Source organism: Kineococcus arenarius subsp. arenarius (genome assembly GCF_050871845.1).
Lineage (GTDB): Bacteria > Actinomycetota > Actinomycetes > Actinomycetales > Kineococcaceae > Kineococcus.
Map to the genome: position 1 here is coordinate 1 of NZ_JBJLSE010000003.1, position 15,337 is coordinate 15,337.

The 15,337-nt window shown below is 76.2% G+C and carries 14 protein-coding genes; 11 read left to right on the forward strand and 3 right to left on the reverse strand.

Annotated elements, in window-relative coordinates; genetic code table 11:
• The first annotated feature begins 96 nt into the window (after window positions 1-96).
• Complete coding sequence (locus ACRYM0_RS01675) at window positions 97-1,344, forward strand: FAD-dependent oxidoreductase (RefSeq protein WP_432501496.1); 1,248 nt, start codon at window positions 97-99, stop codon at window positions 1,342-1,344.
• Window positions 1,345-1,350: 6 nt separating this feature from the next.
• Here the strand turns inward: ACRYM0_RS01675 and ACRYM0_RS01680 are convergent, their stop codons facing one another.
• Window positions 1,351-1,479, reverse strand: a complete 129-nt coding sequence (locus tag ACRYM0_RS01680) for a hypothetical protein (RefSeq protein WP_432501499.1) — start codon at window positions 1,477-1,479, stop codon at window positions 1,351-1,353.
• Here ACRYM0_RS01680 and ACRYM0_RS01685 point away from each other — a divergent pair.
• Complete coding sequence (locus ACRYM0_RS01685) at window positions 1,478-2,752, forward strand: PP2C family protein-serine/threonine phosphatase (protein ID WP_432501502.1); 1,275 nt, start codon at window positions 1,478-1,480, stop codon at window positions 2,750-2,752. The two genes, ACRYM0_RS01680 and ACRYM0_RS01685, sit on opposite strands and share 2 nt — an antisense overlap.
• A gap of 39 nt (window positions 2,753-2,791) precedes the next feature.
• On the opposite strand, the gene pdxY is transcribed toward ACRYM0_RS01685, so the two are convergent.
• A complete protein-coding gene (pdxY, locus tag ACRYM0_RS01690) occupies window positions 2,792-3,643 on the reverse strand; it encodes a pyridoxal kinase PdxY (protein ID WP_432501504.1) in 852 nt (283 codons plus the stop codon).
• A gap of 162 nt (window positions 3,644-3,805) precedes the next feature.
• On the opposite strand from pdxY, the gene ACRYM0_RS01695 reads away from it, so the two are divergent.
• The 4 genes from ACRYM0_RS01695 (at window position 3,806) to ACRYM0_RS01710 (ending at window position 7,578) form a co-directional block, all read left to right on the forward strand.
• Window positions 3,806-5,023, forward strand: a complete 1,218-nt coding sequence (locus ACRYM0_RS01695; RefSeq protein ID WP_432501506.1) for a hypothetical protein — start codon at window positions 3,806-3,808, stop codon at window positions 5,021-5,023.
• 167 nt (window positions 5,024-5,190) lie between these two features.
• Entirely contained in the window at window positions 5,191-5,613 is a 423-nt protein-coding gene (locus ACRYM0_RS01700) for a hypothetical protein (RefSeq protein WP_432501509.1), read from the forward strand.
• Between the two features lie 19 nt (window positions 5,614-5,632).
• Complete coding sequence (locus ACRYM0_RS01705; RefSeq protein WP_432501512.1) at window positions 5,633-6,772, forward strand: globin domain-containing protein; 1,140 nt, start codon at window positions 5,633-5,635, stop codon at window positions 6,770-6,772.
• On the forward strand, window positions 6,769-7,578 hold the full coding sequence (locus tag ACRYM0_RS01710; protein ID WP_432501513.1) for a DivIVA domain-containing protein: 810 nt from the start codon (window positions 6,769-6,771) through the stop codon (window positions 7,576-7,578). Before ACRYM0_RS01705 ends, ACRYM0_RS01710 begins: the two co-directional genes overlap by 4 nt.
• Before the next feature lie 35 nt (window positions 7,579-7,613).
• Here ACRYM0_RS01710 and ACRYM0_RS01715 read toward each other — a convergent pair whose 3' ends face one another.
• Window positions 7,614-8,528, reverse strand: coding sequence for an NADP-dependent oxidoreductase (locus ACRYM0_RS01715; RefSeq protein WP_432501516.1), 915 nt, complete (start codon window positions 8,526-8,528; stop codon window positions 7,614-7,616).
• 217 nt (window positions 8,529-8,745) lie between these two features.
• Here ACRYM0_RS01715 and ACRYM0_RS01720 point away from each other — a divergent pair, with 217 nt between their 5' ends.
• The 5 genes from ACRYM0_RS01720 to ACRYM0_RS01740 all read left to right on the forward strand — a co-directional run bounded on the left by ACRYM0_RS01720 (window position 8,746) and on the right by ACRYM0_RS01740 (window position 15,337).
• Window positions 8,746-10,521 carry an immune inhibitor A domain-containing protein gene (locus ACRYM0_RS01720; RefSeq protein WP_432501518.1) on the forward strand — a complete coding sequence of 592 codons (1,776 nt, stop codon included), beginning with the start codon at window positions 8,746-8,748 and terminating at the stop codon, window positions 10,519-10,521.
• Window positions 10,522-10,598: 77 nt separating this feature from the next.
• Window positions 10,599-12,110: a S8 family serine peptidase gene (locus tag ACRYM0_RS01725; RefSeq protein ID WP_432501519.1), complete on the forward strand. Its 1,512-nt coding sequence runs from the start codon at window positions 10,599-10,601 to the stop codon at window positions 12,108-12,110.
• A 148-nt stretch (window positions 12,111-12,258) separates the two neighbouring features.
• Window positions 12,259-13,056, forward strand: coding sequence for an alpha/beta fold hydrolase (locus tag ACRYM0_RS01730; protein ID WP_432501522.1), 798 nt, complete (start codon window positions 12,259-12,261; stop codon window positions 13,054-13,056).
• Complete coding sequence (locus ACRYM0_RS01735) at window positions 13,053-14,993, forward strand: ATP-binding SpoIIE family protein phosphatase (protein ID WP_432501524.1); 1,941 nt, start codon at window positions 13,053-13,055, stop codon at window positions 14,991-14,993. Before ACRYM0_RS01730 ends, ACRYM0_RS01735 begins: the two co-directional genes overlap by 4 nt.
• Window positions 14,990-15,337 (forward strand): STAS domain-containing protein, encoded by a 348-nt coding sequence (locus ACRYM0_RS01740; protein WP_432501525.1) that lies wholly within the window; start codon window positions 14,990-14,992, stop codon window positions 15,335-15,337. The genes ACRYM0_RS01735 and ACRYM0_RS01740 overlap by 4 nt, the downstream gene beginning before the upstream one ends.

Sequence of the window (15,337 nt, forward strand, 5' to 3'; positions counted from 1 at the left end):
CCCCCGCGGGCAGCCCCGCCCCCCCCCCCCGCCCCCCCCCCCCCCCCCCCCCCCCCCCCCCCCCCCCCCCCCCCCCCCCCCCCCCTAGGGGGAGCAGTGCGCGAGACGGACGTGCGGACCCAGCTGGCCGCCGCCGGCGGGGACGCCCTGCGGGTGCTCGTGGTCGGCGCCGGGGTCGCCGGGCTCAGCGTCGCGCAACTGCTGCGCCGCGACGGCCTGCACCCCGTCCTCGTCGAGCGCGGCGCACCCGGCGCCGCGGCCGGCTACGTGCTCGCACTGCTGCCGGTGGCCGACCCCGTCCTCGACGCCCTGGGCGTGCGCGAGGCGTACCGGGCGCGCAGCACGGCCCTGCGCAGGTACCGGGCCCGCTCGCGCACCGGGCGCGTCCTGCGCGAGGAGCGGCTGGACCGGCTCGTCGACCCCTACGGCGACTACCGGGGCATCGCCCGCGGCGAACTGCTGCGCACCCTGGCCGAACCGGGCGGCACCGTCTCCCACGGCACCACCGTCACCGCGCTGGCGCACACCGGGTCAGCCGTGCGCGCCACGCTCACCACCCGCGGGCCCGGGGCGGCGGGAGGGGGCGGGGAACGGGTCGAGGGGGAGTTCGACCTCGTCGTCGCCGCTGACGGGCTGCGCTCCGCGCTGCGCCCGCTCCTGCTGGGGAAGCGCGGGACCCGCGTCGTGGACACCGGCTGGGACGGCTGGGTGGCCTGGGCCGGGACCGACGCCGCCGAGGACGACCTGGTCGAGGAGACGTGGGGAGCGGGCTTCTTCGCCGGCAGCTACCCCGTGCTCGGCGGCACCGGCGTCTTCGTCGGCGGCCCGCGCCGTCGGACCGCCGCGAGGAGCTCGCGCTTCGTCGCCGCGGTGCGCGAGCGCCTCACCGACACCGGGGGAGCGCTCGGCCGGGCCCTGGACGCCGTCGCCGCCGCGCAGGACCCCTACCGCTGGCCGCTGACCGACTGCCGCAGCAGCAGGTGGGCCACCGGCCGCGTCGTCCTCCTCGGCGACGCCGCCGCCGGTTTCCTGCCCACCGCCGGCGTGGGCGCCGGCATGGCCATGGAGTCCGCGCACGTCCTGGCGGCCCACCTGCGCGGAGCCGGGGCGCCGCAGGTCCCCGCGGTGCTCGCCGCCTACGAGCGGCAGCAGCGCCCCCGCGTGCACGCCGCCCAGCGCACCTCCCGGCAGCTGGCGACCCTGGTGTTCCGCCGCCACCGCGCGCTCGCCGCGGTGCGCGACCTCGCCACCGCCCGCGTCGGCCTCGGCACCGCGCTCGCCCCCGTCACCCGCCTGCTGGCGCACCCGCCGCCCACCCCCCGGCGGGACGGGCACGGCACGTGAGGCCGCTCAGGCCCGGGCAGCGCGCTCGACGACGGCGACCAGCAGCACGACCACGACGGCCGGATCGCGCGCACGGGCCGGTCCGCCGGCGTCGCCGGGCCCGGCGTCGACGACCGGGCTAACCTGCCGCGCCATGACCGCTGGTGAGTCCGAGCAGACGCTGGCCCTGGTGCGCACGCTGCTGGACCGAGTGCACCTGGCCACGGCCGGGCAGGTGCCGCAGGCGGTGGCCGAGGCGGCACGCACGCTGGGGTGGACGGCGGTGCTGCACCTCGTCGACCACGAGCAGCGCCTGCTCGTGCCGGCTCCCCTGAGCGGGGTCCCGGCCCGGCGCCCGCAGGCGGTGGACACGACCCTGGCAGGGCGGTGCTTCCGTTCCGTGGAGCCGACGGTGTCGGCCGCCGGCACGCCGGGGGTGTGGTTGCCCGTGCTCGACGGCGCCGACCGCCTCGGCGTCCTGGAGGTCGCCCTCCCCGAGGGCGTGGACCTCCACGACCCGGTGGTCCAGGAGCGCTGCCGGCTGCTGGCGCACCTGACCGGGCACCTGATCACCGCGAAGCGGCCCTACGGCGACGCCCTGGACCAGCTCATGCGCCGACGCCCGCGCACGGTGGCCTCCGAGCTGCTGCACCAGCTCCTGCCGCCGCTGACCTTCGCGTGCGAGGGCCTGGTCGTCTCCGGTCTGCTGCAGCCGGCCTACGACGTCGCCGCCGACGCCTTCGACTACGACGTCGTCGACGACACCGCCCACCTGGCCGTCCTGGACGCCACCGGTCACGACCTGGCCGGCACGATCCTGGCAGCGGTGGCGCTGTCGGCCTATCGCAACAGCCGCCGCAGCGGTCACGGCCTGTACGACAGCGCCGGCGCCGTGGACGAGCTGATCGCCGAGCACGGGCGCGGTGAGCGCTTCGCCACCGGGGTCCTGGCGGAGCTGGAGCTGTCCACCGGGCGGCTGCGCTACCTCAACGCCGGGCACCCCGCGCCGCTGCTCATGCGCGACGGGAAGGTCGTCAAGGAGCTCGGCCAGGGGCACCGCATCCTCTTCGGCCTCGGTGACGGGCAGGTCAGCATCGCCGAGGAGTGGCTGCAGCCGGACGACCGCATCGTCTTCTACACCGACGGCATCACCGAGGCCCGCGACCGCGACGGGGGGTTCTTCGGCCTGGACCGGCTCGCGGACCACCTGCGCAGGGCCGCGGCAGCGGGGTTGCCCGCGCCGGAGACCCTGCGCCGCATCGCCCACGACGTCCTGGACCGCCAAGGTGGCGTCCTGCAGGACGACGCCACCTTGCTCATCGCCGAGTGGGCCACCACACGCGAGCGCACCCTGGTGTCCTCCGGCGGCGTCGCCGCGCACGAACTCTCCCCCTCCCGCAGCGACGGCGAGGACACCCCCCGGCGCTGACCCCGGGCGGTCGGGCCGCGGTGGTGCGGCCGCTGCGGTTCAGCGGACCCGTTCGGCGGTGAACTGCGCGCGCGGGTTCGCGAAGACGTCCTGCGCCTGGACGATCCGGAGCTCCCGCTCGCCCGAGCGGTGCGTCGCCTCGATGAGGTCGAACACGCTGGACGCGGTGCGCTCCAGCGAGACCGAGGCGTCCCCGGTGCTCCGGTAGTGCGCCGCGAAGAGCGCCGCGGTGACGTCACCGGAACCGTTGGCCTTGAACGGCAGCCAGGGGGTGCGCACGATCCAGGCGCCGGCGTCGTCGACGACGAGCATCTCGATCGTGCCCTCCTCGCGGTCGGGCCGCTCCACGCTCGTGACGAGCACCGTCGAGGGGCCCATCGCCCGGGCGAGGTCGGCGGAGGCGAGGGTGGACTCCAGCGTCGTCGGCTCGGTCCCGGTCAGGTAGCCCAGCTCGAACTGGTTCGGCGTGATGACGTCGGCGGCGGGCACGACCCGGTCCCGGAGCAGCACCGGGATCTCCGGCGCCACGAAGCAGCCGGACCTGGCGTTGCCCATCACCGGGTCGCACGCGTAGACGGCCGAGGGGTTGGCGGCCTTGACCCGGCGCACGGCGTCGATGATGACGTCCGCGATGCCGGCGCCCCCCTGGTAACCGGACAGGACGACGTCGACCTGCGCGAACACCCCGCGCTCCTCGACGCCGGCGAGCACCTCCCGGACGTCCTCGGCGGCCATGACGGGGCCCCGCCAGGAGCCGTACCCGGTGTGGTTGGAGAAGTTGACCGTGTGGACGGGGACGACCTCCACCCCCATGCGCTGCAGCGGGAACACCGCGGCCGAGTTGCCGACGTGGCCGTGGGCGACCGCCGACTGGATGGAGAGGATCTTCACGGACTCAGCCCTTCGACGGCGTGCAGGTTCTCGGCTCGGGTGCGCGCGGCGCCGGGCCCCGTGCGGGCAGCGTACCCACCGGTGTCCTGCCGGCTCGCCGGTCCGGGTCGCACCGGCGACCGCGGGTGGCTGCCGGCCCGGTGCGGGTGACAAGGTGCACGGGTGCCCACCCGAGACGACATGCCGCCCCTCGAGGAACTGCGCGAGGCGGGCGAGCGCGCCCTGCGAGACCTCCGCCGGCCGCTGGAGCAGTGGCTGCACCAGCACGCCGGCCTCGACGAGGAGATCGGCGCCGACGGGGTCGTCGACGCCCTCGCCGTCTCCCTGGGGGGCCTGCTGGTGCTGCGCCCGCCGGCGGGCGCGCCCGTCGCGACCCGCTTCACCCCCGAGGAGGTCGAGGTCCTGACCGGGCGCGTGCTGCCGGCGCTGGCGGAGCAGGTCGGGGCGGACGAGCCCGAGGAGGTCGAGGAGGACTTCCGCGCGGTCTGGTACCAGTTCCTCTCCTTCCTGGCCGCCACGGGCCGCTGGAACGGCACGCCCGGTCACCTGGAGACGTGCCTGGCGCTGCTCGGGGCCGCCGAGACCGACCTGCTGGAGGTCCTGGCGCAGGCCGCGCAGGACGTCGGCCCCGAGGAGGAGGACGCCGCCGTCCTGGCCTCCTTCCCCGTGCGGGTCGCGAGCGCGGTGCTCGCGCACGTGGGTGGGGGCATCGCCGTGCCCGACGACGAGGAGCTGTCCGCCGCCGACGTCGCGGCCGTCCTGAGCGCCCTGGACCACCCCGCCGGTGAGGGGGACGCGCCGGGCCTGGAGGACGTGCCGTGGCTGCGGCAGGTCCTGCTGGCCATGCTCGACCTGGACCTGCTGGACGGCGAGGACGAGACGGCGCTCGCCCCGGGCGAGGAGGCGGCCACGTGGCTGGACGCCGAGCCGGAGGCGCGGGAGCTGCGCCGCGAGCTCGTGGGGCGCTTCGTCCTCGACGACCCCGCCACCCTCGACGGCGGCTTCTCCGTGGCCGAGGCCCTGCTGCCCACGGTGCTGGCGGCCGCGGTGGCCGGCCAGCCGCTCGACGAGGCCGAGCTCGCCGACCTCGTCGAGGAGGTCGCCGACCTCGGGCCGGCGGTGGCCGCGGCGGTGGAGGAGGTCCGCGAGCGCCTGGCCGACCTGGCGGCGTTCGGGGTCGTCAGCCCCACCTCGCCGTGGACGGTGGCGCGCGGGTACTGGCCGGCCGTGGCCGCGGGGGTCGCCGCGGAGGGGGAGGAGCCCGGCGGCGGGCTGTTCGGCGAGGAGGGCGAGCCGCTGTGGTTCGACTCGGTGGCCGACACCCTGGGCCTGGGCGACGCGCAGAAGCAGCAGATCCGCGACATCCTCGGCGGCCGCTGAGTCCCGGCGCGGGAGGCCCGGCCGTCCCTCCCCGCGGCTGAGACCCCCGCTCCCCGGCCCCGGGGCCCACGGCGATCGACTCGTGACAGCGGGCTCCCGCGTTGGTACAACTGGCGCGTCGCACGCGGTCCCCCGGCCCGCGGCGCCCAGCGTCCACCGGAGGGACCATGGCCACGACCGTCGACGGCACCCAGCGCACCGGTGACCCCGGCGCGGCGGACGTCCCGCAGCAGGCCGCCCGCCTGCTGGAACTCGCGCAGCGCACCGCCGACGCGGCGGTCGCCGACGCCCGGCAGCGAGCCGCGGCGATCGTGACCGAGGCGGAGGAACGGGCCCTCGCCAGGGAGGAGAAGGCCCGCGAGGCCGCTCTCGCGCTGCACCTGGAGAGCCGCCGCCGGCACGAGGAGGCCGAGCGGGCGATCGCCGAGATCGAACGCACCCGCGCCGACGCGCGCGAGCAGGCCCGTGAGCTCGCCGGCCGGCTGCTGGCGCTCGCCGAGGGGGGTCCCGGCACCCCGCCGGTGGCCGGCGCCGAGGACGGTGCCGGCGCCACGGCGGACGGCGCCCGGCCCGCGCCGTCCGCGGGCTGAGCGGGCCGGGCGAGGCCCCGTGGACGTCGCGGCCATGCGGGCCAGCTTCGCCAAGGCGGCCGCCGCCGGTGACGAGGCCCCGCTGTACTTCTACTCGCACCTGTTCCTGCGGCACCCCGAGACGCGGCAGATGTTCCCCGTCTCGATGGCCCACCAGCGCGACAAGCTGTTCAGCGCCCTGGGGCAGGTGGTGGCGCTCGTCGACGACCTCGACTCCCTGGTGCCCGTCCTGCAGGGCCTCGGGCGCGACCACCGCAAGTTCGGCACGCTCGCCGCCCACTACCCGGCCGTCGGCGCCAGCCTGCTGGCGACGCTGCGGCACTTCGACGACGAGTGGGACGAGGACCTCGAGCGCGACTGGACCGCCGCCTACGGCCTCGTCGCGCAGGTGATGGTGCAGGCCGCCGACGCCGCGGCCGACCAGCCCGCGTGGTGGGACGCCAAGGTGGTCGAGCACGAGCGCCGGTCCGTCGACGTGAGCGTGCTGCGCGTGCAACCGCACGCGCCCCTGCCCGTGCGCGCCGGTCAGGCGGTCTCGGTGGAGACGGAACTGCGCCCGCGCCTGTGGCGGTACTACTGCCCAGCGGGCGTCCACGGCCCCGACGGCGCGCTCGAGCTGCACGTGCAGGCCCACGCCGGGGGGCCGGTGAGCTCCGCGCTGGCCCTGCACGTCGGCGTGGGCGACCTGCTGCGGCTGGGGCCGGCGGTGGGTGAGCCGGCCCTGGTGCCGGGCTCGGACCGCGACCTGCTCGTGGTGGCCGCCGGTGCGGGGCTCGCGCCCGCGAAGGCGCTGATCGCCGAGGTCGCCGCCGGGGCGCCCGGCCGCCGGGTCCACCTGTTCGTCGGCGCCCACGACGACGCGGGGCTGTACGACCTGCCGGACCTGCGCCGGCTGGAGTCCGAGCACCCCTGGTTGACCGTGACACCCGTCGTTCCCGGCGGGTCCCGCTCCACCCACCCGGGTGGCGACCTGCCGGACGTGGTGCTGCAGCACGGCCCGTGGAACGCGCGCGACGCCCACGTGGCGGGGGACCGCCACGACGTCGAGCGCACGGTGGAGCTGCTGACCGCCCAGGGCCTGCCGCGCGAGCGCGTGCGCGCGCAGGTGTTCACCCCGAGCCGTTCGGGGCCCGACGTCGGAGGGAAGGTGTCGCGGTGAGCGACGAGGGAACCCCGCGCAGCACGCCGGAGGACGTCGCGGACGACGTCGCGCGCGGCGTCGACTTCGGTCTCGCCCCGCTGCTGCAGCGCGGCTACGACCGCGGCGAGGTGGACGCGTTCCTGGCCCGGGTGCGCAGCGAGGTGGGCAGGCTGGCCGCCGAGAGGGCCGCCCTGCGCGAGGAGGTCCAGAGCCTGCGCCGCAGCGTGCCGGCGGCCGGCGAGGCCGCCGCCCCGGTCGACCCCACGGACCAGGCGGTGGGGATCCTCGCCGCGGCCCAGCAGACGGCCGACCAGTACGTCGCCGACGCCGAGAGCTTCAGCAGGATGCTGGCCACCCAGGCGCGCGAGCAGTACGAGAACCTGCTGCAGCAGGCCCGCGACGAGGCCGACGGGATCGTGCGGCGCGCCGCCGGGTCGACCGGCGCCGACGCCGGCGCACCGGCCGGTGCGGGCGACGAGGTCCCCCCGGGCGGGACCACCGACCCCGCGGACGGCTTGACGCCGGAACAGGTGCAGGAGCAGGTCGTCTACCTGCAGGCGTTCGGGCGCGCCTGCCGCGCGCAGCTGCGCGCCTACCTGGAGGGCCTGCTGGAGGACGTCGAAGCCCAGTGGGGCAGGGCCGATCCCGCGGCCCTGCCCGAGGGCGTCCTGACCCCCCGGAACGGCAGCGGCCCGGACGGCAGCGACCCGGACGGAACCCCCCTGGACGCACCTGTGCCGGGCCCGGGCGGTGCGCGAGCGGCCGGCGCCGAACCGGCCGTCGTGGACCTCACCGGCGACGGGGCCGTGCCGACGCACCGCTGAGGGCGCCGGGCCGACCGCGTGGCCCGGCGGTCGCGTCAGGGCGTGAGGACGACCTTGCCCCGGCGCCCCCGCTCCTCGGCCGCGCGGTGGGCGTCGGCGGCGCGCTCCAGCGGGAACGTCCGGTCCACCCGGGTGCGCAGCCGCCCGGCGGCGACCTCGCCGACGAGCCGCTCCAGCAGGGGCGGGTCCAGCTCGACGAGCACGACCTCCTGGGTGATCCCCGCCCCGGCGGGCGCGTCGGGCACGGGCCGGGTGCTGACGACCTTCCCGCCGCGGGCCACCGCCGGGAACAGCGCCTCGCCCACGGGGACGGCGTCCACGACGGCGGAGAACTCCCCGATCCGCGAGTAGCCGGTGTCCCGCGGCAGCACGACGTGCGCGCCGATGTCGCGCACCCACTCCTCGTCGCCGGTGCCGGCCACGGCCGTGACGCGGTGCCCCGCCCGCACGGCCAGCTGCACGGCGTACCCGCCCACGGCGCCGCTCGCCCCGGTCACCAGCACCCCCTGACCCGCGTCCAGGGGGAGCCGGTCGAGCATCTGCGCGGCGGTCAGCGCGTTGAGCGGGACCGTGGCGGCCTCGACCGCACCGAGGCCCTCCGGGCGCCGCAGCACCCACTCCCGCGGCACGGCGATCCGCTCCGCGTAGGCGCCGACGCGGCCGTGCACCGCGTACCAGGGCACCATCCCGACGACCGCGTCACCCGGCGCGAGCCCGTCCGCGCCCTCGCCCACCGCGCGCACCGTCCCGGCGAAGTCCCAGCCCAGCACGTACGGGGGAGAGGCGGAGTCCCCGACGGTCATGCCCTGCCGGGCCGCCAGGTCGGTGGGGTTCACGCCCGCGGCCTCCACCGCGACGACCACCTCACCGGCCCCCGCCCCGGGTTCTGCCCGTTCCACCACCCGCAGGACCTCGGGACCACCGGGTTCACCCACCTCGACGACGCGCACCCCCCATGCCTACGCGCTGTCCCGGAACCCCGCACGTCGGGCTCCTCGCGCCGGATCCCTGCCGGGGCGCCGCGCTGGTGATCCCGACGCGAACAGCAGGTTGCCGGGACGTACTAGACGGGTGACGTTCCGTGTGTTCCCATGTGCGCGGAGTCCGTGAGCCGGCCAGGAACTCGCTGTGCGGATCCACTGATCCCTCGCGCCCGAGAGGAAACCCGTGCGTCGTCATGCCCTGCGGGCGGCCAGTGGTCTCACCGTCGCCGTCCTGCTCTCCCTGTCCCTGCCCGGTGCGGTGCACGCCGCGCCCCCCGCATCCGGTCCCGCACCCGCCGCGAAGACCGGCGACCGCACCGACGCCGCGGCTGCGGAGCAGCGGGAGCTGAACCGCCGCGGCGTCGAGCTCGTCCTCAAGGGCGAGCGCGAGGTCGAGACCCGCGGCGACTCGAAGGCCGTGCGCGTCGCCCCCGGCCAGTGGGCCCAGTACGGCCTGCAGGACAGCGACCGCCTGCTGACCTTCCTCGTCGAGTTCGGCGACCAGGTCGACCCCCGGTTCCCGCAGGCGCCTGCCGGACCCTTGCACAACGACGTCCCGGAGCCGGACCGCAGCGCTGACAACAGCACCCTGTGGGCCGCGGACTTCGACCGCGCCCACTACCAGGACATGTTCTTCGGCGAATCCGGGGAGTCGTTCAAGGGCGCCTACGAGGAGATGTCCAGCGGCCGGTACACCGTCACCGGTGACGTCAGCGACTGGGTGCGCGTGCCGCACAACGAGGCCAGCTACGGCGAGACCGAGAGCCAGGTCGACATGACGCGCTTCATCCAGGACAGCGCGGACGCGTGGTACGCCGCGGAGAGGGCGAAGGGCCGCACCGACGCGCAGGTCCGCGATTACCTCGCGAGCTTCGACGAGTGGGACCGCTACGACTACGACGGCGACGGCGACTTCGACGAGCCGGACGGGTACATCGACCACTTCCAGGCCGTGCACGCCGGTGAGGACGAGTCAGCCGGTGCGCCGAGCTGGGCGATCTGGGCGCACCGCTGGGCCGTGGGTCAGGCCGGCCGCGGCACGACCGGTCCGGAGTTCAACCGCTTCGGCGGGGTGCAGATCGGCGACACCGGGTTCTGGATCCGCGACTACACCACCGAGCCGGAGAACGGCGGCGTGGGTGTCTTCGCGCACGAGTACGGTCACGACCTGGGTCTGCCGGACCTCTACGACACCAGTGGCGGGGAGAACGGCACCGGGTTCTGGACGCTCATGAGTTCCGGTTCCTGGCTCGGCCACGGGGGTGACGCCATCGGCACCACCCCGAACCACATGGGGGCGTGGGAGAAGCTCCAGCTGGGCTGGCTGGACCACGAGGTCGCCCGGGCCGGGACGCGGTCCACGCACAACCTCGGCCCCGCGGAGCACGCCACCAAGCGCGCGCAGGCGCTCGTCGTGGAACTGCCGGACGACGCCGCGGGCAACAGCCGGTTCTACATCGCCGAGAACCGCCAGTACCTCGGTTACGACAGCACCCTGCAGAAGGGCCCCTACAACTTCGGCTGGAGCTTCAGCGCACCCGACCGCGTCGAGCACTTCCCCTACCAGGACGGGTTGCTGGTCTCCTACTGGAACACCGCCCAGCGGGACAACAACACCAGCCGGCACCCCGGGGAGGGGCTCGTGCTCCCGGTGGACTCGCACCCGGACGCCCTGATCTGGTCGGACGGCACCCTGGTGCGCAACCGCGTCCAGAGCTTCGACGCGACCTTCGGCAAGCAGGCCACCGACCTGGTTCAGCTGCACCGCGAGACCGCGGCGGGGACGACCCTGCTCGACGTCGCGTCCCGGCCCGGCGTCGCCGTGTTCGACGACAGCGACCCCGACGCCTACTGGGACCCCGCGAACCCGCAGGGCAGCGTGAAGGTCGCCGGAACCGGCACCACGATCCGCGTCGTGCAGAGCAACTCCGAGGGCATGGCGACCGTCCAGGTCGGCTGAGCCGGAGGAAGTTCGCGAGCACCGCGGGGGCCGGCCCCGCGGCTCGGCCCCGCACCACCACCCGCCCGAGGAGCACCATGCCCGTCCGCACCCCGCGCAAGCCCGTGCGCGGTCGCACCCCGGCCACGGCCGTCGCCCTGAGCGCCGCCCTGGGCCTGACCGTCCTGGCGCCCCAGGGCGCGGTGGCCGCCCCCTCCACGCAGGACGCGGTCACCGCCTCGGCCGTCGTGGCCCAGGGCCAGCCGATGAACTACGCCGTCAACGCCACGAAGGCCAACCGCGGCCAGACGCTCAAGGCCGAGCGCGCCGTGCGCGCCGCCGGTGGCAGCGTCGTCACCTCGTGGGCGCAGATCGGCGTCGTCATCGCCCGGTCCAGCGACCCGGCGTTCGCCGAGCTGCTGCGCCGCAGCGGCGCCGTGGACTCCGTGGGCGCCACCCGCACCGCCGCCGTCGCCACCACCGACGCGACCACGGGCGTCGGTGACCCGCTGGCGCCGGGCGAGTCCGGCGAGCCCGGGAAGAAGCCCGCCGCGGCGCAGGGCGCACGGCGCGCCGCCGGCGTCGAGGCCGCCACCACCGTCGTGCCCGACCCGCGCGAGGGCGAGCAGTGGGACATGGCGGCCATCGGGGCCGACGACGCCCACGAGATCACCGACGGCAGCCGCGACGTCCTCGTCGCCGTCCTCGACTCCGGCATCCAGGGTGACCACCCCGACCTCGCGGCGAACGTCGACGCCGCCGCCTCCGCCGGTTGCCTCAGCGGGGTGCCGGACACCTCCTACGCCGCGTGGCAGCCGAGCACGAGCGACCACGGCACCCACGTCGCCGGCACCATCGCCGCCGCCCGCAACGGCGTCGGCATCGTGGGGGTCGCCCCCGGGGTGCGGATGTCGTCCGTCAAGGTCGTCAACGACGACGGGTTCATCTTCGCCGAGGCCGCCATCTGCGGGTTCATGCAGGCCGCCCTCAGCGGCGCCGACATCACCAACAACAGCTACTACGTCGACCCGTGGCAGTTCTGGTGCGACGACGTCGTGGACCAGCGCGCCGTCAAGACGGCCGTGAATCGCGCGGTGCAGTACTCGCAGGACCGGGGGGTCGCCAACGTGGCCGCCGCGGGGAACTCGAACGTCGACCTGGCGAACAAGACCGTCGACACCTCCAGCCCGAACGACACCACGCCGGTGCAGCGGTCGATCGACCAGGGCTGCGACGACGTCCCCGCCGAGCTCGGCGGCGTCGTCACGGTCTCCTCGACCACCAGCACGGGGGCGAAGTCGTCGTTCTCCAACTACGGCGAGGGCGTCGTCGACGTCGCCGCCCCCGGTTCGTCGAGCCTGTCCACCGTCACCGGCGGCGGGTACGGGCTCAAGAGCGGGACCTCGATGGCCTCCCCGCACGCCGCCGGCGTGCTCGCGCTGATCAAGTCGGCGCACCCCGAGCTGTCCGGCGAGGCGCTCACCGGCCGCCTGGAGCAGCAGGCGGACGACGTGCCCTGCCCCACCGGCAGCGCGCAGTGCACCGGCACGGCCGCCGACAACGGGTTCTTCGGCGAGGGCCTCGTCGACGCCCTCGACGCCGTGCGCTGACGGCGAGCGCGTCAGCACCTGCCGGCACCGGTCCGCAGCGCGCCCGCCGCCGGCTGAGGCCGGGGCGCCTGCCGTCCGGGGCCGCCGGGAGACCCGCCGCTGCACGGCGTGGAGCGACGCGGGGCGGAGCGGGGCATAGCCTGACCGCATGGACGTCCTCCGCCGTAACAACGTCACGGTGACGGGCCGCCCCGGCGGCCCCCCGGTCGTCTTCGCCCACGGGTTCGGCTGCGACCAGCTGATGTGGCGGCACGTCGCCCCGGCGTTCGAGGCCGACCACCGCGTCGTCCTGTTCGACCACGTCGGGGCGGGCGGGTCCGACCTTGCCGCCTACGACCCCGTGCGCCACAGCCGTCTCGACGGGTACGCCGCCGACGTCCTGGAAGTGCTGGAGGCCCTGGACCTGCCGCCCGCCGTGTTCGTGGGCCACTCCGTCAGCGCGATGATCGGGGTCCTGGCGGCCGCCGAGCGGCCCGAGCGGTTCGCGCACCTGGTCCTGGTGGGACCCAGCCCCCGCTACGTCGACGACACCGGCTACCGCGGTGGCTTCAGCCGGGAGGAGATCGACGAGCTGCTCGCCACCATGGACGACAACTACCTCGGCTGGTCCGCCCACGTCGCGCCCATGATCATGGGAGTCCCCGAACGCCCCGAGCTGGGCCGGGAGCTCACCGACAGCTTCTGCCGCACCGACCCGGCCATCGCGCGCCGCTTCGCGCGCACCACCTTCCTGTCCGACAACCGCGCCGACCTGCCGAGGGTCCGCACCCCCGCGCTGGTCCTGCAGAGCCGTGAGGACGTCATCGCGCCGCCCGAGGTGGGCCGCTACGTCCACGAGCACCTGGCGGGCAGCGAGATGGTGGTCCTCGACACCACCGGCCACTGCCCGAACCTCAGCGCGCCCGAGCAGGTCGTCGCTGCCGTGGCCGACTACCTCGCCGCGTGACGGAGCACCCGGGGCGCTCGGCGCGGGAGGCCTGGGAGCGGTCACCGAGCGCCCTGCTGACGCTGCGCCCCGACGGGACGGTGCTGGACGCCAACCGGACCCTGCTCGACTGGGCCGGCCTGCAGCGCGAGGACGTCGTCGGCAGCCGGACCCTGAGCGGGTTGCTGACCGTCGGGGGCCGCATCTTCTGGGAGACCCACCTGGCACCGCTGCTGCTCGTCGAGCGGCGCCTCGACGAGGTCGCCGTGGAGGTGCGGACCCCGCGCGGCCGCCTGCCCGTCCTGATGAGCGCCGTGCTGACCACGGCCGGCGACGGCCCGGCGGAGGTCGTGCACGTGGCGCTGTCCAGCGCCGGCGACCGCTCCCGCTACGAGCGGGAGCTCGTCGCCGCGCGGCGGGAGGCCGAGCGGTCCGAGGCGCGCCTGCGGGCCCTGCAGGCGGTGACCGCGGCGCTGTCGCGCGCCGTGGGCGTCGACGGCGTCGCCGAGGCGCTGCTGCGGACCGCGGTGGCGCCCCTGGGCGCGTCGGCCGGCACGGTCTGGCTCACGGGTGGCGACGGCGGCCTGTCGCCCCGGCGGTCCACCGGGGCCGTCGTCGAGCTGCGGCCCCCGCCGTTCGGCGAGGTGGTGCACGGCGAGCCCGTCCTCGTCGGGGATGACCTGCTGGTGCCCCTGCGCGGGCAGACGGCGCTGCACGGGGTCCTCGCGCTGACGCTGGACCGCGGTGCGGGCGCCGAACCCCCGAGCGTCGACGTCCACACCGCGGTCGGGCAGCAGGCCGGCCTGGCCCTGGACCGCGCCCACCGCTACGAGGAGCGCGCCGGCATCGCCGAGCAGCTGCAGCGATCGCTCCTGGCGGGGGAGCACCCGCACGACGAGCGGTTCACCTTCGCGACCGTCTACCGGCCGGGCGTGGAGGCGCTGGAGGTCGGCGGCGACTGGTTCGACGTGTTCACCACGGGCCAGGACGTCGTCTCCGTGGTCGTCGGCGACGTGGTCGGGCGCGGGCTGGGCGCGGCCGTCGCCATGGGGCAGCTGCGCAGCGCGGTGCGGGCCGTCGCCGACCCCGGCACCGGGCCCGCGCAGGTGCTCTCCCGCCTCGACCGGTTCGTCGACCAGGTCGAGGCCGCTCGCACCGCCACCCTGGTCCACGCCCAGCTCGACCTCGGCGACGGGTGCGTCCGGTACGCGTGCGCCGGTCACCTGCCGCCCCTGCTCCTGCCGGCGCAGGGTGCTCCCCGGTACTTGTGGGGCGGCCGGTCGACGCCGCTGGGCGTCGTCCTGGGCACCCGCGGGCGCGGCGAGGACACCGTGCAGCTGGGTCCCGGCGACCGCCTGCTGCTCTACACCGACGGGCTGGTCGAGCGGCGCGAGCAGGGTCTGGACGAGAGGTTGGACGTGCTGCTGTCCACGGTCGCGCCGCTGCACGGCCTCGGTGCGCAGGAGGTCGTGGAGTCGCTGACCGGCGCGCTCCTCGACGACGGGAACGCCCGCGACGACGTCTGCGTCCTGCTGCTGTCCTGGTCGGGACCGGTGCTCGAGCGCCGCGTGGCCGCCGACCTGACGGGGTTGTCCCCCCTCCGGCGGGAGCTGGGCGCCTGGCTGGCCGAGCGCGGCGCGGAGGAGGAGACCGCCGAGGACCTCGTGCTGGCCGCCTCGGAGGCGGTGGCCAACGCCGTCGAGCACGGGTGCGGCGGCAGGCCGGAGCAGCACGTCACCGTCCGGGCCGAGCTCGCCCGTGCCGCCGGCCCGGTGCGGGACCCGGTCGTCCTCATCACCGTCGCGGACCCGGGTCGGTGGCGAGCGAGGACGGCGTCGGACGAGCGGGGGCGGGGGCTGGGGATCATGCGCGCGGTGGTGGACGAGGTGCGCGTGGAACCGTCGGACACGGGGACGCGCCTGGTGCTGCGGCACGGGCTGCGGGGAGGTGCGGCGTGACGTTGCGCGCTCTGCCCGACGAGGCCGACGGTCTGCGCGTGCTCGCCGCGACCGGTGAGCTGGACGCGGCCGTCGTCCCCGCGCTGCTGCCGCGCGCGGCGTCGCTCGTCGCCGGAGCCCGCGCGGTGGCGCTCGACCTGTCGGGGGCGACGTTCCTCGACAGCGGCGGCGTCCACCTGGTGGACCGGCTCGCCCGCGCCTGCGCCGTCGGCGGGGCGCCCTTCCGGGTGGTCGCCCCGCGGGGCACGCGCCCCCGGCGCGTCCTCGAGCTGGTCGGCATGGCCGACGCGCTCGCCGTCGACGACCTCGGCGCGGCGGTCGCCGCCTTGCGCGCCGTCGGCTGA